At 74.2% G+C, this 25,593-nt stretch carries 26 protein-coding genes and 5 pseudogenes; 18 read left to right on the top strand and 13 right to left on the bottom strand.

Features of this window, described 5'->3' with window-relative positions:
- Positions 1-4: 4 nt before the first annotated feature.
- The 3 genes from B1205_RS19540 to B1205_RS19530 form a co-directional block, all read right to left on the bottom strand.
- Positions 5-1,180: a cysteine desulfurase family protein gene (locus tag B1205_RS19540; RefSeq protein WP_089156891.1), complete on the bottom strand. Its 1,176-nt coding sequence runs from the start codon at positions 1,178-1,180 to the stop codon at positions 5-7.
- An 85-nt stretch (positions 1,181-1,265) separates the two neighbouring features.
- Positions 1,266-1,937, bottom strand: coding sequence for a class F sortase (locus B1205_RS19535; RefSeq protein WP_089156890.1), 672 nt, complete (start codon positions 1,935-1,937; stop codon positions 1,266-1,268).
- Entirely contained in the window at positions 1,934-2,764 is an 831-nt protein-coding gene (locus B1205_RS19530; RefSeq protein ID WP_089156889.1) for a DUF4397 domain-containing protein, read from the bottom strand. Before B1205_RS19530 ends, B1205_RS19535 begins: the two co-directional genes overlap by 4 nt.
- A gap of 239 nt (positions 2,765-3,003) precedes the next feature.
- On the opposite strand from B1205_RS19530, the gene B1205_RS19525 reads away from it, so the two are divergent.
- Positions 3,004-3,609 (top strand): RNA polymerase sigma factor, encoded by a 606-nt coding sequence (locus B1205_RS19525; RefSeq protein ID WP_089156888.1) that lies wholly within the window; start codon positions 3,004-3,006, stop codon positions 3,607-3,609.
- A pseudogene (locus B1205_RS19520) lies at positions 3,563-4,333 on the top strand (anti-sigma factor); the annotation flags it as partial. The gene B1205_RS19525 and the pseudogene B1205_RS19520, both read left to right, overlap by 47 nt.
- 52 nt (positions 4,334-4,385) lie before the next feature.
- Here B1205_RS19520 and B1205_RS19515 read toward each other — a convergent pair.
- The 4 genes from B1205_RS19515 to B1205_RS19500 all read right to left on the bottom strand — a co-directional run bounded on the left by B1205_RS19515 (position 4,386) and on the right by B1205_RS19500 (position 7,530).
- Positions 4,386-5,345: an electron transfer flavoprotein subunit alpha/FixB family protein gene (locus B1205_RS19515; RefSeq protein ID WP_089156886.1), complete on the bottom strand. Its 960-nt coding sequence runs from the start codon at positions 5,343-5,345 to the stop codon at positions 4,386-4,388.
- A gap of 11 nt (positions 5,346-5,356) precedes the next feature.
- Positions 5,357-6,136 (bottom strand): electron transfer flavoprotein subunit beta/FixA family protein, encoded by a 780-nt coding sequence (locus B1205_RS19510; protein WP_089156885.1) that lies wholly within the window; start codon positions 6,134-6,136, stop codon positions 5,357-5,359.
- 189 nt (positions 6,137-6,325) lie between these two features.
- Entirely contained in the window at positions 6,326-6,736 is a 411-nt protein-coding gene (locus B1205_RS19505) for a hypothetical protein (RefSeq protein WP_176308680.1), read from the bottom strand.
- A complete protein-coding gene (locus B1205_RS19500) occupies positions 6,733-7,530 on the bottom strand; it encodes a GNAT family N-acetyltransferase (protein ID WP_089156884.1) in 798 nt (265 codons plus the stop codon). Before B1205_RS19500 ends, B1205_RS19505 begins: the two co-directional genes overlap by 4 nt.
- Positions 7,531-7,571: 41 nt before the next feature.
- Here B1205_RS19500 and B1205_RS19495 point away from each other — a divergent pair.
- From B1205_RS19495 to B1205_RS19485, 3 genes and pseudogenes are all read left to right on the top strand, one after another.
- Positions 7,572-7,916: pseudogene (locus tag B1205_RS19495) on the top strand (YidH family protein); the annotation flags it as partial.
- Between the two features lie 19 nt (positions 7,917-7,935).
- Entirely contained in the window at positions 7,936-8,217 is a 282-nt protein-coding gene (locus tag B1205_RS19490; protein ID WP_089157099.1) for a DUF202 domain-containing protein, read from the top strand.
- A gap of 26 nt (positions 8,218-8,243) precedes the next feature.
- Positions 8,244-8,633: a PLD nuclease N-terminal domain-containing protein gene (locus B1205_RS19485; protein ID WP_089157098.1), complete on the top strand. Its 390-nt coding sequence runs from the start codon at positions 8,244-8,246 to the stop codon at positions 8,631-8,633.
- A gap of 48 nt (positions 8,634-8,681) precedes the next feature.
- Here B1205_RS19485 and B1205_RS19480 read toward each other — a convergent pair.
- Both B1205_RS19480 and B1205_RS19475 read right to left on the bottom strand, forming a co-directional pair.
- Positions 8,682-10,249 (bottom strand): annotated as a pseudogene (locus B1205_RS19480) (acetolactate synthase).
- A 73-nt stretch (positions 10,250-10,322) separates the two neighbouring features.
- Positions 10,323-11,096, bottom strand: a complete 774-nt coding sequence (locus B1205_RS19475) for an enoyl-CoA hydratase/isomerase family protein (protein ID WP_089156883.1) — start codon at positions 11,094-11,096, stop codon at positions 10,323-10,325.
- A gap of 97 nt (positions 11,097-11,193) precedes the next feature.
- Between B1205_RS19475 and B1205_RS19470 the strand changes: the two genes are divergently transcribed.
- The 3 genes from B1205_RS19470 to B1205_RS19460 all read left to right on the top strand — a co-directional run bounded on the left by B1205_RS19470 (position 11,194) and on the right by B1205_RS19460 (position 13,384).
- Positions 11,194-11,724, top strand: a complete 531-nt coding sequence (locus B1205_RS19470) for a DUF6232 family protein (RefSeq protein WP_089156882.1) — start codon at positions 11,194-11,196, stop codon at positions 11,722-11,724.
- 356 nt (positions 11,725-12,080) lie between these two features.
- Positions 12,081-12,563 (top strand): DUF6232 family protein, encoded by a 483-nt coding sequence (locus B1205_RS19465; RefSeq protein ID WP_089156881.1) that lies wholly within the window; start codon positions 12,081-12,083, stop codon positions 12,561-12,563.
- Between the two features lie 59 nt (positions 12,564-12,622).
- Positions 12,623-13,384, top strand: a complete 762-nt coding sequence (locus tag B1205_RS19460) for a hypothetical protein (protein WP_089156880.1) — start codon at positions 12,623-12,625, stop codon at positions 13,382-13,384.
- A 45-nt stretch (positions 13,385-13,429) separates the two neighbouring features.
- Here the strand turns inward: B1205_RS19460 and B1205_RS19455 are convergent, their stop codons facing one another.
- Positions 13,430-14,332 carry a ribokinase gene (locus B1205_RS19455; RefSeq protein ID WP_089156879.1) on the bottom strand — a complete coding sequence of 301 codons (903 nt, stop codon included), beginning with the start codon at positions 14,330-14,332 and terminating at the stop codon, positions 13,430-13,432.
- 8 nt (positions 14,333-14,340) lie between these two features.
- Positions 14,341-15,237, bottom strand: coding sequence for an ABC transporter ATP-binding protein (locus tag B1205_RS19450; RefSeq protein ID WP_176308679.1), 897 nt, complete (start codon positions 15,235-15,237; stop codon positions 14,341-14,343).
- A 76-nt stretch (positions 15,238-15,313) separates the two neighbouring features.
- Here B1205_RS19450 and B1205_RS19445 point away from each other — a divergent pair, with 76 nt between their 5' ends.
- The gene (locus B1205_RS19445) at positions 15,314-16,318 is read left to right on the top strand and encodes an ATP-binding cassette domain-containing protein (protein WP_089156877.1); all 1,005 of its coding nucleotides are present in this window, start codon (positions 15,314-15,316) and stop codon (positions 16,316-16,318) included.
- On the top strand, positions 16,315-17,325 hold the full coding sequence (locus B1205_RS19440) for an ABC transporter permease subunit (RefSeq protein WP_089156876.1): 1,011 nt from the start codon (positions 16,315-16,317) through the stop codon (positions 17,323-17,325). The genes B1205_RS19445 and B1205_RS19440 overlap by 4 nt, the downstream gene beginning before the upstream one ends.
- A 108-nt stretch (positions 17,326-17,433) precedes the next feature.
- On the opposite strand, the gene B1205_RS19435 is transcribed toward B1205_RS19440, so the two are convergent.
- Complete coding sequence (locus tag B1205_RS19435; protein WP_089156875.1) at positions 17,434-18,639, bottom strand: ROK family transcriptional regulator; 1,206 nt, start codon at positions 18,637-18,639, stop codon at positions 17,434-17,436.
- A 119-nt stretch (positions 18,640-18,758) separates the two neighbouring features.
- Between B1205_RS19435 and B1205_RS19430 the strand changes: the two genes are divergently transcribed.
- The 4 genes from B1205_RS19430 (at position 18,759) to B1205_RS19415 (ending at position 21,899) form a co-directional block, all read left to right on the top strand.
- A complete protein-coding gene (locus B1205_RS19430) occupies positions 18,759-20,213 on the top strand; it encodes a glycoside hydrolase family 3 protein (protein WP_089156874.1) in 1,455 nt (484 codons plus the stop codon).
- Positions 20,214-20,309: 96 nt separating this feature from the next.
- The gene (locus tag B1205_RS19425) at positions 20,310-20,774 is read left to right on the top strand and encodes a hypothetical protein (RefSeq protein WP_254910050.1); all 465 of its coding nucleotides are present in this window, start codon (positions 20,310-20,312) and stop codon (positions 20,772-20,774) included.
- Positions 20,771-21,259: a thiol-disulfide oxidoreductase DCC family protein gene (locus tag B1205_RS19420; protein ID WP_089156873.1), complete on the top strand. Its 489-nt coding sequence runs from the start codon at positions 20,771-20,773 to the stop codon at positions 21,257-21,259. The genes B1205_RS19425 and B1205_RS19420 overlap by 4 nt, the downstream gene beginning before the upstream one ends.
- Positions 21,192-21,899 (top strand): TetR family transcriptional regulator, encoded by a 708-nt coding sequence (locus tag B1205_RS19415; protein ID WP_089156872.1) that lies wholly within the window; start codon positions 21,192-21,194, stop codon positions 21,897-21,899. Before B1205_RS19420 ends, B1205_RS19415 begins: the two co-directional genes overlap by 68 nt.
- Before the next feature lie 176 nt (positions 21,900-22,075).
- On the opposite strand, the gene B1205_RS19410 is transcribed toward B1205_RS19415, so the two are convergent.
- Positions 22,076-22,741, bottom strand: coding sequence for a GNAT family N-acetyltransferase (locus B1205_RS19410; RefSeq protein WP_089156871.1), 666 nt, complete (start codon positions 22,739-22,741; stop codon positions 22,076-22,078).
- Positions 22,742-22,838: 97 nt separating this feature from the next.
- Between B1205_RS19410 and B1205_RS19405 the strand changes: the two genes are divergently transcribed.
- The 4 genes and pseudogenes from B1205_RS19405 to B1205_RS19385 form a co-directional block, all read left to right on the top strand.
- Entirely contained in the window at positions 22,839-23,531 is a 693-nt protein-coding gene (locus B1205_RS19405) for a response regulator transcription factor (protein ID WP_089156870.1), read from the top strand.
- A pseudogene (locus tag B1205_RS19400) lies at positions 23,524-24,536 on the top strand (sensor histidine kinase). The gene B1205_RS19405 and the pseudogene B1205_RS19400 overlap by 8 nt, the downstream one beginning before the upstream one ends.
- Before the next feature lie 82 nt (positions 24,537-24,618).
- Positions 24,619-24,804, top strand: coding sequence for a DNA repair protein (locus B1205_RS19395; RefSeq protein ID WP_089157097.1), 186 nt, complete (start codon positions 24,619-24,621; stop codon positions 24,802-24,804).
- 278 nt (positions 24,805-25,082) lie between these two features.
- Positions 25,083-25,593 (top strand): annotated as a pseudogene (locus tag B1205_RS19385) (hypothetical protein); the annotation flags it as partial.

The following is a 25,593-nucleotide window of genomic DNA, read 5'->3' as shown; positions in this document are numbered from 1 at the left end:
CGGGTCAGCGGGGAGTGCGGAGGGCGGCCGCGCGGCGGGCCCGCTCCACGGCGGCCGGCAGCGCGGCGATCAGCGCGTCGACGTCCGCTCCGGTGCTGGTGTGACCGAGCGTGAAACGCAGCGAGGACCGTGCCCGGTCGTCGTCGGCGCCCATCGCGAGCAGCACATGCGAGGGCTGGGCCACGCCGGCCGAGCAGGCCGACCCGGTCGAGCAGGCGATGCCCTGGGCGTCGAGGAGCAGCAGCAGCGCGTCCCCCTCGCAGCCGGGGAACGAGAAGTGCGCGTTGCCGGGGAGCCGGTCGGTCGGGTCGCCGTTGAAGACCACCTCGGGGACCGCCTGCCGGACCCGCTCGACCAGCTCGTCGCGGAGCGCGGCCACGCGGGCCGCGTACTCCTGCTGGCCCTTGACCGCGGTCTCGACGGCGACCGCGAACGCGACGATGCCCGCCGCGTCCAGCGTCCCGGAGCGGACGTCGCGTTCCTGGCCACCGCCGTGCAGCAGCGGGGTGGCGGCGACGTCACGGGCCAGCAGCAGCGCGCCGACGCCGGCCGGCCCGCCGAGCTTGTGCCCGGTCACGGTGAGCGCGGACACGCCGCTCGCGGCGAAGTCGACCGGCACCTGCCCGACCGCCTGGATCGCGTCGGTGTGGAACGGCACCCCGTGCGCGGCGGCGACCGCGGCCAGCTCGGCCACCGGCTGGACGGTGCCGACCTCGTTGTTGGCCCACATCGCGGTGACCACCGCCACCCGGTCGCCGTGCTCGGCCAACTCGGCGTCGAGGCGCTGCGGGCGCAGCCGGCCGGCGCCGTCGACCGGCAGCCAGCCGACCTGCGCGCCCTCGTGGTCGACCAGCCAGTCCACGGCGTCCAGTACCGCGTGGTGCTCGACCGCGCTGGAGACCACCCGGACCCGCTCGGCCCGGGCCGCCCGCCGGGCCCAGAAGATGCCCTTCACGGCGAGGTTGTCGCTCTCCGTGCCGCCCCCGGTGAAGATCACCTCGGACGGGCGGGCGCCGAGCACGGCGGCCACCCGCTCGCGCGACTCCTCCACCCGTCGCCGGGCACGGCGGCCCGCCGCGTGCAGCGACGACGCGTTGCCCACCTCGCGGGCGGTGGCGACGTACGCCTCGAGTGCCTCGTCGAGCATCGGGGTCGTCGCCGCGTGATCCAGGTATGCCATCACCGTCCAGCCTAACGGCCGGTGAACGCGCCCCCGAGGGCCGGACCGCCCGTCCCGCGCGGCGGTGGGACGGGCGGTCCGGCGGTCATGCGGGAACGGCGGTGACGACGATGTTGTCCCGGTAGTTCCGGGTCTTCGCGTCGAACGGGCCACCGCAGGTGATCAGCGTGAGACGGGGCCTGCCGTCGCGGGCGAAGTACCGGTCCAGCGGGATCTTCGACTTCCGGTACTCCTCCCGGGCCACCACGCGGTAGCGGCGCTCGGCGCCGTCCGAGCCGGTGGCGGTGAGGGTGTCTCCCCGGTCCAGCTCGCGCAGCCGGAAGAACGCGCCCTTGCCCTGCTCGGCGCTGTCCACGTGCCCGGCGATCACCACCGAGCCGGAGTCGGCCTCCAGTCCGGGGCCGTAGCGGTACCAGCCGACCTGGTCCACGCTGGGCGGCACCTCGAACTCGTCGGTCCGCTCGTTCACACCCACCGGGTTGACGGAGGCGGTGACCCGGATCGGCGGGATGCTCAGCTTCACCGGCGGCACGATCTCGCTGCCGGCCGGCAGCGTGCCCGCGTTCACCGGGACCGAGCCGGACGCCGAGGCTGCCGGCATGGTCGTGGGCGTGGTCGTGGCGCTGGCCAGGGCGGCCACCTCGTCGCCGCCGACGTCCTCGGCGGCCTCGGACCCGCACGCCACCACCCCCGCCAGGGTGAGCGCGGTGGCGCCGGCGGCCATCGCCGCCAGCGCCCCGCGGTGGCGCACCGTCATCGGCGACCGGCCCGGGCGGTGGCCGCCCGCGCCCCGCCGCCGACCAGGAGCAGCACGCCGGCACCGGCCAGCACGTACCACCAGGTGTCCACGCCGGTGCCGGCCTGGCCGCCGGTGCCGCTGGGCACGCCGCCCGGCGCGGAGTGCAGCCCGCCGATGGTCTGCGCGACCAGGTCCAGGTTCTTGCCGTCGGCGGAGCCGATCGCGTAGACGATGGTGGCGGTGCCCTCCTTGAGGTTCAGGTCGGCCGGGCCGATGGCGACGGTGTCGGTGCCGGCGAGGACCACGTCCGCCTTGACCGTGCCGGCGGCCACGTCGGCCTTCGCCTCCTTCGGGTTGGTCAGGTTCTCGAAGACCGGCTTGCCGCCGGCCCGGACGTCGACGGCCGGCGCGGCGGCGGTGTGCCGGACGATCAGGCGGGCCTTGCCGGCGCCCACCTTGGACACGTCGTTGACGAACGGGGTGATCAGCGGCTTGCCGTCGGCGCTCAGGTGGGCGGCGAGGCTGATGTTCGCCCCGCCCGGCACCGCGGCGTCGTCCACCTTCAGGATCGCCTTGTCGATCGCCTCCCCCGGCTTGGTCAGGGCGATGTCGTACTCCCCCTCGGGCAGGGTGAGCGGGCCGGCGACGTCGCCGGGCTTGAAGTTGTCGAGCGTCTTCTCGCCGTTGACGTACACGTCGACCGGGGTGTCCGGGATGCCGTGCACCACGGAGACCTTCGACGAGGCGGCGTAGGCCGGGCTCATGGTCGCGGCGCCGACGCCGGCGAAGGTCAGGGCGGCCACCGCGCCGCCTGCGGCGACCCGACGGAACATAGCGAGCTGCATTGTCTGCCTCCTGGGCATTGGTGACGATCTGTCAGGCCTGGCGTGCAGAACGGGTTACGCCGGCCCGGCCGCCCTCGGATGCGGCCGGAATCCGATTTCTTTTTTCCGCCTCGGGCGCATCCGCCCGGGCCTTCTGCGACGAATGGCAGGTGACGACGGTCGCGCCGGCACACCGGGAAGTGGGGCGAGGGGCGGTGAGAGCTACAGTGCGGCATGCCCCACGGAAGGCGAACCGCCCGATGACGGCGGTCAGACAGGGCCCCGAGCCGCCGCGGGAGGACGATCTCGCGGCGCGGTTCCGCGACGGCGACGAGGCCGCCCTGCGGGAGGCGTACGACCGGTACGGCCGCGCGGTGCTGCACCTGGCCACCACGACGCTGGCCAACCGGAGCGACGCCGAGGACGTGACCCAGGCGACCTTCGTCGCCGCCTGGCTCGGCCGGGACACGTTCGACCCGGCGAAGGGCTCGCTGGTCGGCTGGCTGCTCGGCATCGCACGGCGCAAGGTGGTCGACCGGATCCGGGTCGCGGCCCGCGAGACCCGGGTGGTGGAGACCGTCAAGCGGCTGCCCGAGCCGGCCGACACCGGCCCCGACCCGGACCGTGTGGTCGAGCGGCTGGTGGTCGCCGACGAGCTGGCCCGGCTCCCCGACGACCAGCGCCGGATGCTGGAGCTGGCGTTCTACGACGACCTGACCCACCAGCAGATCGCGACCGTGACCGGAGTGCCGCTCGGCACGGTCAAGAGCCACATCCGGCGCGGCATGCAGAGTTTGAAGCGCAGATGGGAGGTGGACGGTGCAGCACCTGGACCACGACCGGCTGGTCTTCCTGGCCCTCGGTGAGAGCGAGGCGGTGGACGGTGAGGCCACCCACCTCGACACCTGCGCGCACTGCCGGGGCGAGCTGGAGACGTTCCGGCACGTCGCCGGCCTGGGCGCCGAAACCCAGGCCCTGAGCGACCTGCCCGAGCCGCCCGAGCACCTCTGGCAGAGCGTGGTGGCCGAGATCCGGGCCGCCGAGGAGCTGCCCGCGTTGAACGGCCGCCGTCCGTCCCGTGCCGGCGACGCGGCCGGTGAACCGGCTGACCGGCCGGCTGCCGCGGCCCGCCCCCGCCGTGGCCGTCGCTGGCCGGGCTGGGCCACCGCCGCGGTCAGCGCCACCGCCGCCGCGCTGATCGGCGTGGTGGGCACCGCCGTGGTGCTCGGCGTGGGCGGCGACGAGCCCGCGCCGCGGCCCGCGGTGCTGGCCAGCGCGCCGCTGGCCGCGTACGGGACGACGCCGAAGGACGCCTCGGGCGACGCCCGGGTGCTCGGTGACAACCGGTTGCATCTGCATGTGGCGAATCTCCCGAGCGTTCCGGGGTACTACGAGGTCTGGCTGATCGATCCGACGACGATGGAGATGTTCTCGGTGGGTACGCTGAGCACCGGATCGGGAGATGCGCTGCTGCCGATCCCGCCGAACGTGGACCTGCGCACCTACTCGGTGGTGGACGTCAGCGCCGAGCAGTACGACAACAAGCCCGCCCACTCCGGCGACAGTCTGNGATCAGCTCCCTTCGTGGGGAAAGGCCGCCGCCCGGATCACCGGGCGGCGGCCTTCGTTCGTGCCCCGAGGGTCACTTGCGCTTGCGGATCTCCTCGGCGGCCTGCGGGACGATCTTGAACAGGTCACCGACCACGCCGTAGTCGGCCAACTCGAAGATCGGCGCCTCGCCGTCCTTGTTCACCGCGACGATGGTCTTCGAGGTCTGCATGCCGGCCCGGTGCTGGATCGCGCCGGAGATGCCGAGCGCGACGTAGAGCTGCGGGGAGACGGTCTTGCCGGTCTGGCCGACCTGGAACTGGTGCGGGTAGAAGCCGGAGTCGACCGCCGCGCGGGACGCGCCGACCGCGCCGCCGAGCAGGTCGGCCAGCTCCTCGACCAGTTTGAAGTTGTCCGCGTTGCCGACGCCGCGACCGCCGGAGACGACGATCGACGCCTCGGTCAGCTCGGGGCGGGAGCCCTTCTGCTCGGCGACCCGCTCGACGACCCGGGCCAGCTTGTCCGCGTCGGTGACCGAGACGGTGAGCTGCTCCACCGCCGGGCTGGCCGCGGCCGGGGTCGGGGTGAGCGAGTTCGGCCGGACGGTGACCAGCGGCAGGCCCTTGGTGACCTTGGACTTGACGATGGTGGAGCCGGCGAACGCGACCTGGGTGGCGGTGCCGTCGGCGTCCAGAGCGACCACGTCGGTCAGGATGCCGTTGTCCAACTTGACCGCCAGCCGGGCGGCGATCTCCTTGCCCTCCTGCGAGGACGCGAGCAGCACGGCGGCCGGCTGCACCCGCGTGACCAGCTCGGCGACCACGGTGGCCTTCGGCGCCACCAGGTAGCCGTCGATCTCCTCGCCCTCGGCGGCGTAGATCTTCTCCGCGCCGTACTCGCCCAGCTTGGCGCTCAGCGCCTCGCCGGCGCCGGCGCCACCGAGCACGACCGCGCTCGGGGTGCCCAGCTCGCGGGCGAGGGTGAGCATCTCAAGGGTGACCTTCTTGACGCCGAATTCCCGGGTGGCTTCGACGACGACCAGAACCTCGGACATGTCCAGACCTCTCACACGAACTTCTCGGTGGCGAGGAACTCGACCAGCTGCACGCCGCCGGAGCCCTCGTCGGTGACCTTGGTGCCGCCGGAACGCGGCGGACGCTTGGTGTGCTCCAGCACGGCGCTGGTGGCGCCGTCGAGGCCCACCTCGGCCGAAGCGACGCCCAGGTCGCCCAGGGAGAGCGTCTGCACCGGCTTCTTCTTGGCCGCCATGATGCCCTTGAAGGACGGGTACCGAGGCTCGTTGATGGTGTCCCAGACGGAGACCACGGCCGGCGTGGAGGCGGTGACCACCTCGTAGCCCTCCTCGGTCTGCCGCTCGGCGGTCAGGGTCGAGCCGTCGACGGTGAGCTTGCGTGCCCCGGTCAACGCGGCCACGCCCAGCCGCTCGGCGATCATGTGCGGCATGACCTGGACCCGGCCGTCGGTGGACTCGGCACCGCAGATGACCAGGTCGGCGCCGAGCTGCCCGAGGGCGGCGGCGAGCACCTTGGAGGTGGCCACGGCGCAGGAGCCGTGCAGCGCGTCGTCGACGACGTGGACGGCCTTGTCCGGCCCCATGGAGAGCGCCTTGCGGATCGACTCGGTCGCCCGGTCCGGACCCATGGTCAAGATGGTGACCTCGCCGCCGTGCGCCTCCTTGATCTTCAACGCCTCCTCGATGGCGTACTCGTCCATCTCGTTGATGACGTTGTTCGCCGAGCCGCGGTCGACGGTGTTGTCGTCAGAACGCAGGTTGCGGTCCGCGCCCGAATCGGGCACCTGCTTGACGAGTACGACGATGTTCATCGCGCTTCGACGACCCTCCTGTTTGGTGTAGCGATCACTCGCCCGGTCACGGGCGCAGCCTCCCGCGTGACTTAACGGTCGGTCAACCGCGAGCCGCTGTGCACTTGCCCACGAGCCAATGTTACCCACAAGTAGCTTGACCGCTCCCGGAGCCCGGAGTGACGCAGATCACCGGCGACGGCGTGACGGTCAGGCCGGCTCGGCCAACGCCGCCCGGATCTTCTCGATCGCCGCCGCCTCGGCCGGCTCGACCCCCCGGTGCGCCTGCGCCACCTGGTCCGCCGCGGCCAACACCACCGACCGGTACGCCTCGACGTCCCCCGGCGACTTGGCCCGCAGGATCCCCACCGCCCGGCCCAGCGCGGGCAGCACCACCGACTCGATCTCCAGCGCGGAGTCGCGCGGCAACTGCGGCAACGGACCGGTGGTGAGCGCCTCCTTGACCACGCCCCCGACGTCGGCCAGCGCCCCGGAGGCGGCGATGCTCTCCCGCACCATGGCCAGCACCCCGGGCACCGCGTTGGAGACCAGGAAGACCGCGCCGAACGCGCCGGTCTTGAGGGTGAGCTGCTCGTCCGCCGTCAACCGCTCCATGATCACGGAGTGTAGACGTACGGCGTGGAGGTGGTGACCGCAACGAGCCCGAGCCGCTCCAGGATGGGTCGGCTGTCCGGCGAGCAGTCCACCTGCACCAACGTCTTGCCGCGCTGCTGCGCCAGCCGCGCCCGGTACGCCACCAGCGCCCGGTAGATGCCCCGCTTGCGCCACTGCGGCAGCGTCGAGCCGCCCCAGAGACTGGCGAAGCCGGTGCCGCGCTGATAGCGGATCCAGCCGGCGCTGACCACCGTCTCCCCCGCCTCGGCCACCACCACGGTGATCGACTGCGGATCGGTCGCGATCTCCAACTCCAGCCCGGTCACCAGGTGGCTGCGGTCGTCGCCCCAGACCTCCTCCTCCATGGCGGCGATCCGCTCCAGGTCGACCCGACCGGTCACCTCACGCAGGCGTACCCCCTCGGGGAGCACGGGCACGGCGGCGGCCAGCGGCGCGACCGGGCCGACCACGACGGTCTCCTCGTCCTCCGGCACGAAACCGGCGGCGCGCAGCCGGTCGCCCAGGTCGGCCGGCTCGTCGTGGCCGGCGAGCTTCCACTCGACCCCCTCGCCGCGGGCCCGGAAGAACTCGACCTGCCGGGCGATCAGCGCGTCCAGCTCGGCGCCGGCCAGGCCGTCCAGCGTCCGGTAGGTGAGGAAGCCGCGCTGGTCCAGGCCCAGGACGCGGAACAGCGGACCGTCACGCTCCACGGTCACCCCGGCGGGCAGCGGGTCGGGCAGCTCGGGGCGGACCTGGCTGTCGTAGGCGTCGCGCAGGGAGCGCGCATCAAGATCGGTCATCCCACCAGGCTAGGCGCGGGGCAAAGCGGATAATCGGCCGCGTGTGGGAGTCGATCAGGCGCTGGTTCGACCCGCGGGAGCTGCGCTCGGTCGGCACCCCGCCGGACTACCGCTTCTCGCTGGCCAACGAACGGACGTTCCTGGCCTGGTTGCGGACCGGGTTGGCGCTGGTCGCGGGCGGGTTGGCCGCCGCCCAGTTCCTGCCCCCGCTCCCCCTGGCCCACCTGCGCGAGGCGCTCGCCGTCGGGTTGCTGCTGCTCGGCGCGACCGTGTCGGTCCGGGCGGTGGACCACTGGGCCCGCACCGAACGCGCGATCCGGCTGGGCGAGGAGCTGCCGGCGTCCCGCTTCCCCGCCGTGCTCGCGCTGATCGTCGCCGTGGGCGCGNCCGGCCCCGGACCTCGGTCTGCAACCGGAACGCACCCGGCTGGCCTGGCGGCGGACGCTGCTCGCGTTGACCGCGGTGCTGCTGCTCCAGCTCCGGCCGGCGTTCACCGGCCGGGCCGTCGACGCGGTGCTGGGCGGGACCGCGGTCGCGGTCTGGCTGGCCGTGCTGGCGGCCGACTGGCGTCGCGCCACCGGCGCCGGACCGCGCCGGCTCGCCCACTGGTCCATGCCGCTGACCGCGCTCGGCGCGGCCGGGCTGGCCCTGCTCGGCGTGGCGCATGTGCTCGGCGGGGTGCACTGAGCGCCCCCGGTACGCCATCATGGGGCATGGCCCGCCTCTACGTGCTGCTCTTTCTGGTCCAGGTCGTGCTCGCCGCCTGCGCGCTGATCAGCTGCCTCTCCGCCGAGGACGATCAGGTCAAGGCGCTGCCCCGGCTGGTCTGGGTGCTGGTCATCCTGTTCTTCCCGCTGATCGGCTCGATCGCCTGGTTCGTGGCCGGCCGGGAACGCCCGGCCGACGCGGCCGGCTCCGGTGGCCCCGCCGCCCCGGCCCGCCGCCCGCTGGCCCCCGACGACGACCCGGACTTCCTCGCCTCGCTCGCCGAACGGGCCCGCGCGGAGGACCAGGAACGCCTCCGCCGCTGGGAGGAGGACCTGCGCCGACGCGAGCAGGAGCTGCGCGACCGGCCGGACGACCGGGACCGCCCCGAGGTCTGAGCCGGGCGTGGGGCCGCCCGCCGGTCACCCGGCGAGCGGCCCGGAGGCTCACGCCAGGTTCGACGACCGGGGGTACGCGTCCGCCGGGTCGGTCAGCACGTTGACCAGGTACGGCACGCCGGCGTCGAACGCGCGACCCAGTGCCGGGCCGAGGTCGGCGGCCTTCTCCACCGTCTCGCCCGCGCCGCCGAGCGCCTCGACCACCTTGTCGTAACGCAGGCCGGGCTGAAGGTCGGNCCGTTGTTGCCGACCACGATCACCACCGGCAGCTTCTGCCGGGCCAGGGACTCCACGTCCATCAGCGAGAAGCCGGCCGCGCCGTCGCCCATCAGCACGCAGATCTGCCGGTCCGGGTGGCTGACCCGGGCGCCCATCGCGTAGCCCATGCCGGTGCCGAGGCAGCCGTACGGGCCCGGGTCGAGCCAGGTGCCGGGCTGGGCGGGCTCCAGGTACTTCCCCGCGTACGAGACGAAGTCGCCGCCGTCACCGATGGTGATGGCGTCCGGGGCGAGCGCCCTGCGCAGCTCGCCGTAGACCCGGGCGGGGCGGATCGGGTCGGTCTCGGCGGCCATCTCCTCGGCGTCGCGGGCCTTCGCCGCGTCCTCGGCGGTGCGCAGGGCGGCGATCCAGTCGGCGTGGTCGGCCCGGTCGCCGGGGTGCTCGGCGAACGCGCCGAGGATCAGCCGCAGGTCACCGGCGGGCGCGGCGGCCGGCTGGACGTGCCCGGCGCGCTGGCTGGGCGCGTCCACGACGTGCACGACCTTGGCGTCGCCGAAGTCGCCGAAGGAGAGCCGGAAGTCCAGCGGGGTGCCGATCACCACGACCACGTCGGCGCCCTTGAACGCGACCCGGCGGGCCTTGGCGAACGCGAGCGGGTGCGTCGGCGGGAGCGCGCCCCGGCCCATCCCGTTGGTGAACACCGGCACCTGCAACGCCTCGGCGGCGGCGCGCAGGGCGTCGACGGCGTCACCGGCGTACACGTCGGAGCCGGCGATGATCACCGGCCGGGACGCGCCGGCGATCAGGCCGGCCGCCGTCGCGACCTCGTCCGGGTCGGGCTCGACCGGCGCGGGGGCCGTGACCGCCGGCAGGTCGGCGTCGCCGACGGAGAAGACCGCCTCCAGCGGGAAGTCCAGGAAGACCGGGCCCCGGTGCGGGGTGAGCGCGGTGGTCAGCGCCGCGGACACGGCGCGCGGGATGTCGTCGGCGCTGAACACCGTCTCGGCGTGCTTGGTCACCGGGGCGACCAGCGGGAGGTGGTCCATCTCCTGAAGGCTGCCGGAGCCCCAGCGGAACTGCGGGGCGCGGCCGCCGAGCACCAGCACCGGCGAGGCGTTGAAGAACGCGCTGGTCAGCCCGGAGACGCCGTTGGTGACGCCGGGGCCGGCGGTGAGCACGGCCAGACCGGGACGGCGCTGGAGCTTGGCCACCGCCTCGGCGGCGAACACGGCGGACTGCTCGTGCCGGACGTCGTAGAGCGGGAAGCCAGCCTTGTGCGCCGCGTCGTAGAGCGGGAAGACGTGCCCGCCGGAGAGCGTGAACATCTCCCGTACGCCGTGCGCGCGCAGCGCCGCGAGCGCCAGCTCGCCGCCGTGCCCCTCGACCCGTTCCGTCATGCCTGCTCCCTCTCGTCACCCGACCGGAGTCACACGCTACTGGCCGGTAGACCAGATGTGAACAACCCTCGCGTCAGCGCCCGGTGAAGCCCGGCTTGCGCTTCTCCACGAACGCGGCCATGCCCTCGCGCCGGTCGTCGGTGGCGAACAGCGCCGCGAAGAGCTGACTCTCCCAGGCCAGGCCGGAGGTGAGGTCCATGTCCAGGCCGCCGTCGACCGCCGCCTTCGCCGCCCGCAGCGCCTGCACCGGCCCGGTCAGGAACGGCGTCACGTACGCCACCGCGGCGTCGTACACCTCGGCGGCGGGCACCACCCGGTCGGCCAGGCCGATGCGCAGCGCCTCCTCGGCGTCGACCATCCGCCCGGTCATGATCAGCTCCTTGGCACGCGCCGGACCGACCAGCCGGGCCAGCCGCTGGGTGCCACCGGCGCCCGGGATGATGCCGAGCTTGATCTCCGGCTGGCCGAGCTTGGCGTCGGCGGCCACGATCCGCCAGTCGCAGGCCAGCGCCAGCTCGCAGCCGCCACCCAGCGCGTACCCGGTGATCGCGGCGACGACCGGCTTGGGGATGCGGGCGATCGCACCCAACGCGCTGGACAGGTCGGCGGCCCGCTCCGCCATGTCCACGTAGGACATGTCGGCCATCTCCTTGATGTCCGCGCCGGCCGCGAAGACCTTCTCGCCGCCGTACACGATGACGGCGCGGACCTCGGCGTCGGCGGTGGCCGCCGTGGCGGCGGCGCGCAACTCCTCCTGCACCCGGGTGTTGAGCGCGTTCATCGGCGGCCGTCCCAGCCGGATGGTGCCGATGCCGTCCTTCACTTCCAGCCTGACGAACTCGCCCACGCCGCCCTCACTTCCTCGTCGAAGTCGCGTGCCAACCTTACGACCTGAGTCGTTTGGGTAGACAGAGCGGTGACGACGGGCTGCCGGGAGCGAGGCGATGACCACCTACTACGACGACCGGTCGGTCCGGGTCACCTCCACCACGCTGCGGGTCGACGACCGCAGCTACCCGTTGGCCGAGCTGACCGTGGTGTGGCACCGGCGGGGCAGCCGATCCTGGCGGATGCTGGCCGGCCGCGGCGCGATCGGGGTGGCGCTCGCCGGGCCGCTGGTGGCCGCGCTGCTGGGCATCGCGCTGGCCGTGTGGCTGCACCGCTCGCCCACCGTCACCATCGCCATCGTCGGGGCCTCCGTGCTGGTCGGCCTCGCGGTCGGGCCGCTCGCCGACGTGCTCTTCGAGCACCTGGACCGCTCCTACACCCGCGGCAGTCGGGAGCTGGAGATGTGGGCCCGCTGGCAGGGCCGGCCGGTGCGGCTGCTGCGCACCGCGGACGCGCTGCGCTTCGGCCAGATCTACCGCGCGGTGCAGCGGGCCACGGAACGGATGCCCGCCGGCGCGGGTCCCGGTGTCGCTCAGAACGTGATCGGCTCGTCCGGCAACAGGCCGAGCCCACGCGACAGGCCGTAGGTGTCCTGCTCGCCGGAGCCGTCCCGCCCCGATCCGTCATGCCGCCACGCTAGCGATCCGTACCCCTCCCCGCGCGCGCCCGTCCGTCGCCCGGCCGCCGGCCAGAGATGCCCGCGCGCCCCCTTTCGAGCTGATGGCACGAACGACTCACCGCCCTCACCTTCCCCTTGATCCGCTCCATGTCGCCGAGGTGGCGTGAACACACGCGCTCCGACACCGCCACTTCGCCGAGATGGAGTGGATCAAGAGCGCGGACCTGACCACTTCGCCGAACTGGCGAGCAGTGGCGACCGGCGGAACGCGCGGTCCGCCGCGCGGGTGGCGCACGGAGGGCGCGCGGGTGGTTACGCTGATTTATGACCCTCTATTACCGGGACGACACGGTACAGGTCACCTCCGAGGCCATCCACGCCGGCGGGCAGGTCGTGGCGCTCTCCGACGTCGCGTACGTCTGGCACGCCCGCGGCGCCACCACGATGGCGGTGCGGGGGCGGGTGCTGGGCCGCGGCGTGCTGCTCCTGCTGCTGTCGCTGCCGCCGCTGGTGGCGCTGGTCTGCGTCCTCTCCCTGGCCTGGGCCGCGCAGGACCGGGGCGAGTGGAAGCTGGCCCTGATCGTCCTGGCCGCCTTCGTGGTGGTCGGGCTGGCACTCACCCCGTTCCTGGAGGTGCCGCTGAGCTGGCTGGACCGCTCCTACGAGCGGGGCAACCGGGTGCACGAGCTGTGGGTGCAGCACCACGGGCGGGAGACGATGCTGGTCCGCACGCCGGACGCACTGCGGTTCGGGCAGATCTACCGGGCCGTGCAGCGCGCCGTCGAACAACAGGGAGACCTCCGCTGACCTGGCCGTGACGCCCCGCCGCCGAGCGTCACTGGCCGGCGCGACGCACACTGGTCAGCATGGCGATCCCACTTCCCCGGCCCGGTGCCGTCGTCGGCCTCACCCGTTCCGCCCTGGACCAGGCGCTCGGCTCGGCCGCCGCGTTCGCCGGCGTGCCCGCCCGCGCGTTCGCCGTGCTCGACGAGGTGGAGGCGCTGGTCCGGCGGATCAACGGGGTGGTCGACCGGATCGAGGGCACGCTCGACCGTACCGACCGGGTGCTCACCGACGCGGAGGCCGCGGTGCGCGAGGTGGGCGTGATCAGCGCCGCCGCCACCGGCGCGATCGAGACCGCGACCGAGGTGGCCGCCGCGGCCGCGGTGGTGGTGGGCGAGGCGGAACGGGTCTCCGCCGCGGCGGGCACGGTGGTCGGCGAGGCCGACCGGGTGGCGCGGGCGGCGGCCGGCGTGGTCGCCGAGGCGGACACGGTGGCGGCCCGGGCCGCCGGCACGGTCGCCACCGCGCAGGAGGCGGCCGGCACCGCGACCGAACTGCTGGCGGCGTACGAGGCGACGCTGCGCCGCGCCGCGCCGATGGCGGCCCGCTTCATCGAGCAGCTCAGCCCGGAGGAGGTGACCGCCGCGATCCGGCTCGTCGACGAGTTGCCGAAGTTGAAGGAACACCTCACCTCGGACGTGCTGCCGATCCTGGCCACCCTCGACCGGGTCGGCCCGGACCTGCACGACCTGCTGGACGTCACCCGCGACCTGAAGCTCGCGGTGGCGGGCATCCCCGGCCTGGGCATCCTGCGTCGGCGCGGCGAACGCGCCGAGGGCGTGTAAGGAGGGGCCCCTTCTTAACGCCTGCGGTAGAGGCGGGGCCCCCTGTTAACCACGCCCCGCGCCGAACAGCTCGTCGATCTCGGCGCGGTACGGCAGCGCCACCGAGGCGCCGAGCTTGCGGACGCAGGCCGCCCCGGCCGCCGCGGCCCAGCGCACCGCGTCCGCCAGGTCCCGCCCCTCGCCCCACGCCACCGCCAGCGCGGCGGTGAACGCGTCGCCGGCCGCGGTGGAGTCGACCACGTCCACCGGCAGCGCCGGCACATGCACCGCCGGCCGGTCCCGGTCGACGTACCAGGCGCCGTCGCCGCCGAGCGTGAGCACCGCCCGGGGCGCCAGGTCGAGCAGCGCCGTCGGCTCGTCCCGGCCGCGACCGGTCAGCGCCTGCGCCTCGGTCTCGTTGACCACCAGCAGGTCGGTGGCGGCCAGCAGCTCGGTCGGCACCGACCGGGCCGGCGCGGCGTTGAGCACCACCCGGGTGCCCGCGGCCCGGGCCGCCAACGCCGCCTCGGTCACCGTCTCGACCGGCACCTCCAACTGCGCCACCAGCACGTCCGCCTCGCGTACGGCGGCCAACTCCTCCTCGGTCAGCCCGGTGAACGCGGCGTTCGCGCCGGGAGTGACCAGGATGGCGTTCTCCCCCGCGTCGCCGACCATGACCAGGGCGACACCGGACGGGCCGTACACCACCCGGAGATGGCCGGTGTCGACGCCGGCCGCGGTGATCCGGGCCCGGAGGGTGACGCCGAACGCGTCCGAGCCGATCGCGCCGAGGAAGACGCAGGACGCCCCGGCGCGGACCGCGGCGACGGCCTGGTTGGCCCCCTTGCCGCCGGGCAGCATGACGAAGTCGCTGCCGAGCACGGTCTCGCCCGGCCGGGGCAGCGCGGCGGCGGTGCCGACGAGGTCCATGTTGGCACTGCCGACGACGGCGATGCGGGTCTGCGGCACGACGTGGCTCAGGCGGCGCGTGCGGACCAGCGCTCGCCGGCGCGCGAGACGACCAGCGGCAGGCCGAAGGTCTTCGACAGGTTGTCGGCGGTGAGCACGTCGTCGAGCAGGCCCTGCGCCACCACGCCACCCTCGCGCAGCAGCAGCGCGTGGGTGAACCCCGGGGGGATCTCCTCGACGTGGTGGGTGACCAGCACCATGGCCGGGGCGTCCGGGTCGTACGCCAGCTCGGCGAGCCGGGCGACCAGGTCCTCCCGACCGCCCAGGTCGAGCCCGGCGGCGGGCTCGTCGAGCAGCAGCAGCTCCGGGTCGGTCATCAGGGCGCGGGCGATCTGCACCCGCTTGCGCTCGCCCTCGGAGAGCGTGCCGTAGGCGCGGTCGGCGAGGTGGCCGACGCCGAGCTGGCTCAGCAGGGCGGCGGCGCGGGCCTCGTCGGTGCGGTCGTAGCTCTCCCGCCAACGGCCGACCACCGACCACGCGGCGGTCACCACCACGTCGGTCACCCGCTCGTCGGCCGGGATCCGTTCGGCGAGCGTGGCGGTGGTGAGGCCGATCCGGGTACGCAGCTCGTTGACGTCGGTGCGGCCGATGCGCTCGCCGAGCACGTGCGCCACGCCGCTGGTCGGGTGCAGGCACCCGGCGGCCAGGTTGAGCAGGGTGGTCTTGCCGGCGCCGTTCGGGCCCAGCAGCACCCACCGTTCGTCCAGCTCGACCCGCCAGTCGACGTCGCGCACCAGCGCGGCGCCGGAGCGCGTCACGCCGACCCCGTCGAGGCTGACCACCAGATCCGCGTCCACGGTCGAGGGGGCGGGGGCGCCCGGGGCGCCGGGGATCAGGTCACCAGTCACCGCACCATCCAACCACGCAACCGGCCCGGCGCCCCCCACGGGCGGGACCGCCGCCATAGGGTGGGGCGCCGTGTCGTTGGTCACCGCTTCCGGAAGGACGACTCATGCCCGACCGCTGCCGGAAGGCACGCGGATGAGCGCGGTCATCGAGATCGCCGGTCTCCGCAAGACGTTCCACACCCTGCGCCAGGGGCGCCGGGTCGCCGTCGACGACTTCGACATGCTGGTCGAGGCCGGCCAGGTGCACGGCTTCCTCGGGCCGAACGGCTCCGGCAAGACGACCACGCTGCGGGCCCTGCTCGGGCTGGTCCGCCCGGACGCCGGCCGGATGAGCGTGCTGGGCGCCAGCTCACCGGACCGGCTGCCCGAGGTGGCCGGGCGGGTCGGCGCGATCGTGGAGAGCCCGCAGTTCTTCGGCAACTTCACCGCCCACCGGACGCTGCGGCTGCTGGCCCTGGCCGGCGGCGCGCCGACGGCGCGGGTGGACGAGGTGCTGGAGCAGGTGGGCCTGCGGGACCGGGGCGGGGAGCGGGTGAAGGGCTACTCGCTGGGCATGAAGCAGCGGCTGGCGGTCGCCTCGGCCCTGCTCAAGCGCCCGGAGCTGCTGATCCTCGACGAGCCGGCGAACGGGCTGGACCCGGCCGGCATCCGGGAGATGCGCGATCTCACCCGGTCGCTCGCCGCGGCCGGGGTGACCGTGCTGCTCTCCAGCCACATCCTCGCCGAGATCCAGTTGATCTGCGACCACGTGACGATCGTCAGCCGTGGTCGGCGGGTCGCGTACGGGCCGGTGGACGAGGTGCTGGCCGGCTTCGACCAGCACCAGTGGCAGGTCCGGGTGGCCGAGTTGGAGCAGGCCGCGCAGGTGCTGGGGCGGGCCGGCCTGTCGGTGACCGGGCATCCCGACCGCCTGGTGGTGACCGGCGTGGTCGACCCCGAGGTGATCAGCCGGACGTTGGGCGAGCAGGGCCTGTGGGTGCGCGAACTGCTTCCGCTCCGGCCCGATCTGGAGAGCGTCTTCCTGGAGCTGACCGGCGGTCACGACCACGTCGCGGTGCCTCGACAGGTGGACGGCGCGCCGCCGCAGGACGGCGTGATCGATCTCGACGTCCGGGAGAACCGGGAGGTGGACGCGTGAACCTGGTCCGTGCCGAGCTGGAGCGGCTGGCCGCCCGGCGCTTCGTGCAGCTGATGGTGGTGCTGTTGGCGGTCGCGTTCGCGGTGACCGTGCTGACCACGTTGGGCGGTTCGCACCGGCCGACCCCGGTCGAGCTGAGCCGGGCCCAGTCGCAGGCCGCGGACGAGGTGCGCCGGATGGAGCTGGCGCACGACCGCTGCCTGCGGATCAAGGCGGGCTCGCTGACCCCGGACGAGAACGACTACCTGCCGCGGGAGTGCAGCCAGATCGACCCGGCCCAGTCGGAGCGGTTGCCGACCGCGTCCGACTACCTGAGCGGGGTCTTCGTCTTCGCCAAGGAGGCCGAACCGCTGCTGTACTTCCTGATCGCGTTCCTGGCGCTGTTCGGGTTCCTGGTCGGCGCCTCCTACATCGGAGCGGACCTGAACTCCGGCGGGGTGGTGAACCTGCTGCTGTGGCGGCCGCGCCGGCCGACCGTGTTCGCCACGAAGCTCGGCACGCTGCTGGGCGGGCTGCTCGGCCTGTCCGTGCTGGCGTCGGTGGCGTACCTCGGGGCGTTCTGGCTGATCGGGCAGGCGTCCGGGCTGACCGGGCGGATGGACGGTGAGTTCTGGGCGTCACTGGGCGCGATCTGGGTGCGCGGCCTGGTGCTGGTGCTGCTCACCGCGGCGCTCGGGTTCGCCGTGGCGACGCTGGGTCGGCACACCTCGGCGGCGCTCGGCACGGTGGCCGCCTACCTGGTGGTGTGGGAGCTGGGGGCGCGGCTGGTGTTCCAGATCCTGGAGGTCGCCCGGCCGGACCGGTACATGCTCTCCAGCTATCTGGCGGCCTGGCTCGCCGGCGAGGTACGGCTCTGGGACGACAGCGTCTGCCGCCCCGGCATCTCCGGTTTCTGCGACGGCTCCTACACGCTCACCTGGGGTGCTGGCCTGGTGGTCCTGCTCGGGCTGACCGCCGCGCTGGTGGCCGCCGCCTTCACCGCGTTCCGCCGCCGCGACCTCGTCTGAGCGGCCGGCGCGGCCCGGACGCACCGGACCACCTCGGCAAGTCCTTGCAGACCTGATAGACAGGGTGAAGAATTCCTTCGCATGACGGCGAGGTGGGCGCAGCGGCGGTCAGCCGACGGTCGAGCCGAACACCTCGTCCCGCACCGCGTCGAGGGCGGTGCGCAACGCGCCCCGCAGGATCGGCTCCTCGGTCAACCCGGTGGTCACCACCCGCGGCCGGACCAGCGTGATCGCGGCCACCTCGCGCTGCACCCGCTCCGCCAGGGCGGCCCCACCCGCCCGGCCGACCGCGCCGGCGAGCACCACCAGCGGCGGGTCCAGCACCACACAGGTGCTCGCCACGCCGAGCGCCAGCCGACGGGCCAGCTCGTCCAGCACCGGGCCACCGGCGGCACCGGCCGCGAGGGCCGTACGGACCGCCTCGGCCGCCCGGGCCGCCGCCACGCTCTGCTCCACCGCGTCCGGCGTGGCGAACCCGTGCTCGGCGGCCACCGCCCGGATCGCGTCGGCACCGGCGAGCTGCTGGAACGCCGGCTTGGCGCGCTTCGACACGTCCCGCGGGATGGGTACCCCGGGCACCGGCAGGTAGCCGATCTCGCCGGCCGCGCCGCTGCTGCCGTGGTGCAGCCGGCCACCCAGCATGATCGCCAGGCCGATGCCGGCGTCCACCCAGACCAGCACGAAGTCGGCGGTGCCCTGGGCCGCGCCCGACTGCGCCTCGGCCACTGCGGCCAGGTTCACGTCATTCTCGAACACGACCGGGGTGTCCAGGTCCTCCCGGAGCGCGGCCAGCAGGCCGCTGTGCCACCGGGGCAGGTTGAACGCGAACGTGATGTCGCCGGTCTGCGGATCGACCAGGCCGGGCGTGCCGAGCACGACGCGCCGGACGGCGGACAGCTCCGCCCCGGCCCGGCTGGCCGCCTGCACCACGGCGTTGTGCACCACGCCGACCGGGTCGTCGGTGTCCCGCGTCGACTGCTCGACCCGGCCGGTCACCACGCCGGTGATGTCGGCGCAGGCCGCCACCACCCGCTCCGCGCCGACGTCCACTCCGACCACGTACGCGCTGCTCGGGCGCACCGCGTAGAGCTGGGCGTTCGGGCCCCGCCCGCCGGCCTGCTCGCCGACCCGGGCGACCAGGCCGCGCTCCTCCAACCGCTCGACGAGCTGGGACGCGGTCACCTTGGACAGCCCGGTCAGCTCGCCGATCCGGGCCCGGGTCAGCGGTCCGCGTTCGAGCAGCAACTCCAGCGCGGCTCGGTCGTTGAGCGCCCGCAACAGTCGGGGGGTGCCGGGCAGCCGGGTCGCACTCATGCCACGTCCTCGTTTTCGTCAGTTCGCCAACCACAAACACCTGCCGTGGGGTGCCCGTCAGCGTATCGGCCACCCCGGTCCGGGACCGTCGGACGACCCGGCAGGGAAAGGGGATATTCGTGGGGCTGGATCCTGGACTCCGCCGGCTCGCGCTGGGCACGTTGCTGGCCGCGTACCCCGGCCCGGTCCCGCCGGACTGGGCGGTCGACCTGCTGGCCGACGGGCTCGCCGGGCACACCCTGTTCGGCACCAACGTCCACGACCCGGCCCAGGTGGCGGCCTCCACCGCGGCGCTGCGCGCCGGGCGTCGCGACGTGATCGTCGCGATCGACGAGGAGGGCGGGGACGTCACCCGGCTGGCCCACGCCACCGGCAGCCCGTACCCGGGCAACGCCGCGCTCGGCGCGGTGGACGACCCCGACCTCACCCGCCGGGTGTACGCGGCGATCGGCGGGGAGTTGGCCGCGCTCGGGATCACGCTCGACCTGGCTCCCACTGTTGACGTGAACACCGCCGACGAGAACCCGGTGATCGGCACGCGCTCGTTCGGCGCGGACCCGGCCCGGGTGGCGGTCCACTCGGCCGCCGCGGTCGCCGGCCTCCAGTCGGTCGGCGTGGCCGCGTGCGCCAAGCACTTCCCCGGGCACGGCGCGACGGTCGCCGACTCCCATCATGAGCTGCCCACCGTCGACGTGCCGCCGGCCGTGCTGCGGGAGCGTGACCTGCCGCCGTTCGCGGCGGTGGTCGACGCCGGCGTACGGGCCGTGATGACCGCGCACATCCGGGTGCCGGCGTTGACCGGCGACGGGCCGGCGACGTTCAGCCGCGCGGTCCTGCACGACCTGCTGCGTGGCGAGTACGGCTTCACCGGCGCGGTGGTCACCGACGCGTTGGAGATGAAGGGTGCCGCGCTGGCCGCCGGCGGCGTCGGGCCGGCCGCGGTCCGGGCGCTGGCCGCCGGCGCCGATCTGCTCTGCGTCGGCGCGAAGGTCGACGCCGAGCTGGTGGAGCTGGTCGCCGCCGAGATCGTCGCCGCGCTCGGTGACGGCCGGCTCGGTCGCGCCCGGGTGGAGGAGGCCGCGGGCCGGACCGCCGCGCTCGCCGGCTGGACCGGCCCGACCCGCGTCCCGACGCCGGCCGTCGACGGGCTCGGCTACGCCGCGGCGCTGCGGGCGGTACGCGTCGAGGGCGAGCTTGCCGGCCCGGCCGTGCCGCTGGTGGTGCAGGTGCACGCCACCTCCACCGTCGCCGAGGGCCGGGTCCCGTGGGGGCTGGGTCCGCACCTGGCGGCCCGGGTGGAGCAGGCCCGTGCGGTGGCCGGCGAGACCGACCCGGCGCAGGTGCGCCGGCTGGCCGGGAATCGGCCGGTGGTGCTGGTCGGGCGGCACCTGCACCGGCTGCCCGGTGCGCGGGAACTCGTCGAGGCGCTGGCCGCCACGCACCCGGTGACCGTGGTCGAGATGGGCTGGCCGGGCGGCTGGCGGCCGGTCGGGACGCGCGCCTTCGTCGCCACGTACGGCGCCAGCCACGCGAACGGCCGGGCGGCCGCCCAGGTGCTCGGCCTGACCGACTGACCGCCGTCGCGGCCGGGCCGCTACTTGAACACGTTCAAGAATCGTCGTACGCTCAGCGCGACAAAGATTTGAACATGTTCAAGAGAGGCGACGGGGATGGACGTCAAGGTGTGGATGTACCTGACCTACCTCGCGGTCAGCATCGGTCTGACCGTCTGGGTGGCGCGGGCCCTGTCCCGCAACGGGCTGGTGTTCCTGCAGGACGTGTTCGCCGACAGCCGCCTGGCCGACGCCGTCAACAGCCTGCTGGTGGTCGGCTTCTACCTGCTCAACCTCGGCTACGTCACGGTGGCCATGAAGGAGTCCGCCCCGATCGTCGGCGCCAGCCAGGCGCTGGAGCAGCTCTCCCTGAAGGTGGGGCTGGTGCTGCTGGTCCTGGGCGCGCTGCACTTCTTCAACGTCTTCGCGCTCGGCCGCTACCGGCGCGGCCGGCTGCGTCAGCAGGCGACCCACCCGCCGCTCCCCCCGGCCGGCATGCTCCCGCCGCAGGGCGGCATGCTCCCGCCGCCGCAGGGTCCGCGGCCGGTCCCGCCGACTGCGCCGAACCCGCCGGCCCGGTGACGTCCGCCCCGGGCGGACACCCGTCGGATCCCACCGGGCACGGGGCCGGTGGGATCCGCGGATTCACCGTCCTCTACGACGCGGGCTGCCCCCTGTGCCGGGCCGCCCGGCGGTGGCTCGCCTCCCGCGCCCAGCTCGTACCGCTGGAGTTCGTGCCGGCCGGGTCGGCCCAGGCCCGGCGGCGCTTCCCCGGCCTCGACCACGACGCCACCCTGCGGGACCTGACCGCGGTCGCCGACACCGGCGCGGTCTACGCCGGCGACGGCGCGTGGTTCGCGTGCCTCTGGGCCCTCGCCGACCACCGCGCCACGGCCGAGCGGTTGGCCCGGCCGCACCTGTTGCCGCTGGCCCGGCGCGTGGTGGCGGCGGCCGCCGCGGTTCGCGAACGGATCCGGGAACCGGGATACGGTGACGACGATGACCGAGCAGAGTGCGCCGACGACCGCTGCGGGTGGCCCGAGCACCGGGGCGACCGCCCGCGGTGAGCAGACCCGGCAACTGATCCTCGACACCGCCCTGCGGCTGTTCCGCGAGCGGGGGTACGCGCGCACCACCATGCGGGCCGTCGCGCAGGAGGCCGGCGTGGCGGTGGGCAACGCCTACTACTACTTCGGCTCCAAGGAACACCTGATCCAGGAGTTCTACGCGGGCACCCAACACGAGCACCGGGCCGAGGCCGCGCCGGTGCTCGCCCGGGAGCGGGACCTCGCCCCTCGACTGGCCGGGGTGCTGCACGCGGGCGTGGACGTGCTCGGCCCGTACCACTCGTTCGCCGGGACGTTCTTCAAGACGGCGGCCGAGCCCACCTCGCCGCTCAGTCCGTTCTCCCGCGAGTCGTCGGCGGCCCGCGACGCGTCGGTGGCGCTCTTCCGCGAGGTGCTCGCGGGCTCCACCGCCAAGCTCGACAACGAGCTGCGGGAGGCCCTGCCGGAGCTGCTCTGGCTCGGCTACATGGGCGTGGTGCTCTACTGGGTGCACGACCGCTCACCCGGGCAGGTCAAGACCCGACAGCTCGTCGACGGCGTGGTGCCGCTGGTCGACCGGCTGGTGGGGCTGTCCCGGCTGCGGGTGCTGCGGCCGGTCACCCGCCAGGTGATCACCCTGATCCACACGCTGCGTCACTGAGCCCAGACGCGTCGACATCGCCGTAAATCCGCAGGTCAAGTCCGCAACCAGACAGCGATCACCAGCCTCGCACCCCTTGCCGGGCACCCGAGCGGGCACTTAGCGTTACCTCGGGGCCTGGGGGAGAGGCTGCGGACCGTGGATCCGGCCCGGGATCCACGGTCCGCGCCCGCCGGTCAGCGGGGAAAGACGCCGAACGAGGTCCAACCCCGATCCGGGAACCCGGCCGCGTCGGCCACCCGGGCGGAGGCCACATTGTCGACGCCGTGCAGATAGGTGGGCACGGCCCCCTCGTCCAGCACCCGCCGGGCCGCCTGCGCGACCAGCCGGCGGGCCAGTCCACGTCCCCGGGCCGCCGGCGCCGTGCCGACCGCCAGCTCGTGCCCGTACGCGTCGTGCCGCTTGATCCCCACGCCGGCCAGGTATCCGCCGTCGGCGTCACGCGCCACCAACACGTCCCGGTCGAACAGGCGCAACCAGGGCGGCAACCCGGGCAGCGTCGGCGGCAGCCACTCCCCCACGTCGGGCGACGGCGCCGGATCGGTGCACCAGCGGAAGACCGCGCGCTGCGTGACGAACTCCGGCGCGCCGACCGCCGCCGGGAGCGCGGGCAGCCACTCCTCGACGGGTCGCCCCCGGACCAACGCCCGCACCGCGTCGACCCGGTGCGGCGCGACCGAGAGGACGGCGCTGCCGTCCACCGCGACCGCGACGGCCGGACGCGCCCGACCGTCCCAGGCCGGGCGAGCCCGACGGTACGACCGGACGACGTGCAGCCCCGGCCCCGCCGGCCACTGCCCCAACCAGGTCGCCAGGTGCAGGGAGAGCCGCCGGTCGAGCACATGATCACGATACGCCCGTGCCGGCCGTAAGAACCTGGCAATGGATCACCTCTCCGCCCGTGGCTACGCTGACCCTCCGGTACGCGGGAGGTGTGCCATGGCCCAGCGGGTGCTGGTGGTCGACGACGACCGGACGGTCGCCGACGTGGTCTGCCGCTACCTGGAACACGCGGGCTACCAGGTCGAGCACGTCGGCGACGGCGCGAGCGCCCTGGCCGCGGTGGCCCGGCGGCCGCCGCACCTGGTGGTGCTGGACCTGATGCTGCCCGTGCTCGACGGGTTGGAGGTGTGCCGGCGGCTGCGGGAGCGGCCGGACGGCGTACCCATCGTGATGCTCACCGCGCGCGGCGACGAGGCCGACCGGATCCTCGGCCTGCAACTGGGCGCGGACGACTACCTGGGCAAGCCGTTCTCCCCGCGTGAGCTGGTGCTGCGGGTCCGCTCGGTGCTGCGCCGGGCCGGCGGCGAGCCGGCCACGGCGCCGCAACTGCTCGCCGACGGCGGCCTGGAGGTGGAGACCGGCCCCCGGGTGGCCCGCCTGCACGGGCGGGAACTGACCCTGACGCTGCGCGAGTTCGACCTGCTGGCGCACCTGATGCGCCACCCGGCGCGGGCGTTCCGCCGGGCCGAGCTGCTGGAACGCGTCTGGGGCTGGAGTTTCGGCGACCAGTCGACGGTGACCGTGCACGTACGCCGGCTGCGGGAGAAGATCGAGGCCGACCCGGCCCGACCTCGCCGGATCGTCACGGTCTGGGGCGTCGGCTACCGGTACGAGCCGGCCGATGCGTGACCTCGCGCTGGTCTTCGGCGTGGCGCTGGCCGCGGCGCTCGCGGTCGGGCTGACCGGCGCGGTGGCGCTGCGGCTGCTGCGCGGCCGGTCCATCACCGTGCACATCTCGGTGCTGCTGGCCACGACCGTCGGCGCGGTGGCGGCCGCGGTGGCGGTCGTCGCCCGGGCGATGTTCCTCTCCCCGCACGACCTCCAGGTGGTGTTGACCACGGTCGCCGCCGCCGCCGTGGTGAGTCTGACGGTGGGCTGGCTGGGCGGTCGCCGGCTCGCCGCCGCCGCGGTCTGGGCCGACCAGGCGCGGGAGCGGGAGCGGCGGATCGAGAAGGGCCGCCGGGACCTGGTCGCCTGGGTCTCGCACGACCTGCGTACGCCGCTGGCCGGGCTGCGGGCGATGGCCGAGGCGCTGGAGGACGGGGTGGTCGACGAACCGGTGACGGTGGCCGAGTACCACCGCCGGATCCGGGTGGAGACCGACCGGATGACGCGGCTGGTCGACGACCTGTTCGAGTTGTCCCGGATCAACGCCGGCGCGTTGCGGCTGTCGCTGTCCACGGTGGCGCTCGGCGACGTGGTCTCCGACGCGCTGGCCGGGGCGNCCCCCCCCGCCGGATCCGGCTGGTCGCCCCCGAGGCGGGCTGGCCGACGGTGACCGCCAGCGAACGGGAACTGGCCCGGGTGGTGGGCAACCTGCTGCTCAACGCGATCCGCTACACCCCGGAGGACGGGACGGTGCGGGTGGACGCCGGGCGGGACGTGGACACCGCCTGGCTGGCCGTGGCGGACACCTGCGGCGGCATCCCGGCCGACGACCTGCCCCGGGTCTTCGACGTGGCGTTCCGCGGCGAGCCGGCCCGTACCCCGGCGGCGGTCGAGCCGGGCGGGTCGGGCGGGCTCGGCCTGGCGATCGTGCGCGGGCTGGTTGAGGCGCACGGCGGGCGGGTAGAGGTGCGGAACGTCAGCGACGGATGCCGATTCGAGGTCCGCCTGCCGGCCGCGGGAACCTGACGCCTCCCGGGAACCGGACGCATCGATCCTGCGTCACATTCATTTCCATACATGGACAAGTTTCTCTGGGACGGTAATGGTCATGACGAATCACCCGAATGACCGCTTCCGGCAGGACACGGAGCGGAGCTGGCGGGCCACCGACCCGGCCGGGCATTTCCCGGCGCAGCCGGAGTACCGCGAGGCCCGCCACCGGCGTCCCACCTGGGCCGCGCTGAACGCGCAGCCCGCCGACGCCGTCGCCCGGCGCGGCCGTACAACTCGATGACACGCCCGGAAAGGCGCACCCCCGGCGCGTCCCAACAGGGCTCCTCCGATGCACATCGGCAAGCGGAAGAGATCGTCGCGGCCTTCGACCGGGTCGCGATGGACTTCACCGACTCCGCCGAGGGCTGGCGTTACGGCGGAGGGCGTGACCTGAGCCGCCTGGCCGAGCAGGTCGCTCGGAGGCGGTGACACACCGGCGGCGGCCGTCCCGGGCTTCGCACAGGTGTGCGGTAGCGTCTTGTGGTCCGATTTCGGCCTACGACAGGAGAAGCTCCGCGCATGGGCAAGAAGACGATCCACGTCTCCGACTTCACCGGCCAGGTGCTGTCCCCCGACGACGAGGTGGTCCGGGTCGTCGTGCTGGAGCACCCGGACCTGGTCGCCGGGCCCGTGCGGCTGGACGCCACCCCGGCCGACGTGGAGGGCATCGACGACGCGGCGCTGGACGTGGCCGTGGTGGAGATCCACGACCGGCACGGCGGCGACGAGCCGCGCCGGGTGGTGCTGACCGCCAGCGAGTTCGACGCGATGGCCACCGACGTGCCGATGGCGCAACTGCTGCGTACCGCCGAGCGGGTCCGCCCGCCCAAGGCACGGCGTGCCGCCGAGAAGATCGACTACGGCACCATCGAGCACGCCGGCCGCCCGCACCGCGGCCGGGTCACCGAGGAGGAGGCCCGGCTGGTCCGGGACCGGCTCGACGAGGTGAACAAGCGTCTCGCCGACGCCGGCATCCGGCAGGTCGACCCGGCCGATCCGGAGCACGCCGCCCGCTACGGCTTCCCGAGCA

The sequence above is a fragment of the Micromonospora sp. NBS 11-29 genome, assembly GCF_002140155.1.
Lineage (GTDB): Bacteria > Actinomycetota > Actinomycetes > Mycobacteriales > Micromonosporaceae > Micromonospora.
Note: the sequence above shows the minus strand (reverse complement) of the source record. Positions and strands in the feature narration are given on the sequence as shown.

Bases quoted from the DNA above. Each gene is read 5' to 3' on its own strand.
- B1205_RS19540 (WP_089156891.1), bottom strand. From the start codon at position 1,180: ATGGCATACCTGGATCACGCGGCGACGACCCCGATGCTCGACGAGGCA.
- B1205_RS19535 (WP_089156890.1), bottom strand. From the start codon at position 1,937: ATGACGGTGCGCCACCGCGGGGCGCTGGCGGCGATGGCCGCCGGCGCC.
- B1205_RS19530 (WP_089156889.1), bottom strand. From the start codon at position 2,764: ATGCAGCTCGCTATGTTCCGTCGGGTCGCCGCAGGCGGCGCGGTGGCC.
- B1205_RS19525 (WP_089156888.1), top strand. From the start codon at position 3,004: ATGACGGCGGTCAGACAGGGCCCCGAGCCGCCGCGGGAGGACGATCTC.
- B1205_RS19515 (WP_089156886.1), bottom strand. From the start codon at position 5,345: ATGTCCGAGGTTCTGGTCGTCGTCGAAGCCACCCGGGAATTCGGCGTC.
- B1205_RS19510 (WP_089156885.1), bottom strand. From the start codon at position 6,136: ATGAACATCGTCGTACTCGTCAAGCAGGTGCCCGATTCGGGCGCGGAC.
- B1205_RS19500 (WP_089156884.1), bottom strand. From the start codon at position 7,530: ATGACCGATCTTGATGCGCGCTCCCTGCGCGACGCCTACGACAGCCAG.
- B1205_RS19485 (WP_089157098.1), top strand. From the start codon at position 8,244: ATGGCCCGCCTCTACGTGCTGCTCTTTCTGGTCCAGGTCGTGCTCGCC.
- B1205_RS19470 (WP_089156882.1), top strand. From the start codon at position 11,194: ATGACCACCTACTACGACGACCGGTCGGTCCGGGTCACCTCCACCACG.
- B1205_RS19465 (WP_089156881.1), top strand. From the start codon at position 12,081: ATGACCCTCTATTACCGGGACGACACGGTACAGGTCACCTCCGAGGCC.
- B1205_RS19460 (WP_089156880.1), top strand. From the start codon at position 12,623: ATGGCGATCCCACTTCCCCGGCCCGGTGCCGTCGTCGGCCTCACCCGT.
- B1205_RS19450 (WP_176308679.1), bottom strand. From the start codon at position 15,237: ATGGCGGCGGTCCCGCCCGTGGGGGGCGCCGGGCCGGTTGCGTGGTTG.
- B1205_RS19445 (WP_089156877.1), top strand. From the start codon at position 15,314: ATGAGCGCGGTCATCGAGATCGCCGGTCTCCGCAAGACGTTCCACACC.
- B1205_RS19435 (WP_089156875.1), bottom strand. From the start codon at position 18,639: ATGAGTGCGACCCGGCTGCCCGGCACCCCCCGACTGTTGCGGGCGCTC.
- B1205_RS19425 (WP_254910050.1), top strand. From the start codon at position 20,310: ATGGACGTCAAGGTGTGGATGTACCTGACCTACCTCGCGGTCAGCATC.
- B1205_RS19415 (WP_089156872.1), top strand. From the start codon at position 21,192: ATGACCGAGCAGAGTGCGCCGACGACCGCTGCGGGTGGCCCGAGCACC.
- B1205_RS19405 (WP_089156870.1), top strand. From the start codon at position 22,839: ATGGCCCAGCGGGTGCTGGTGGTCGACGACGACCGGACGGTCGCCGAC.
- B1205_RS19395 (WP_089157097.1), top strand. From the start codon at position 24,619: ATGACGAATCACCCGAATGACCGCTTCCGGCAGGACACGGAGCGGAGC.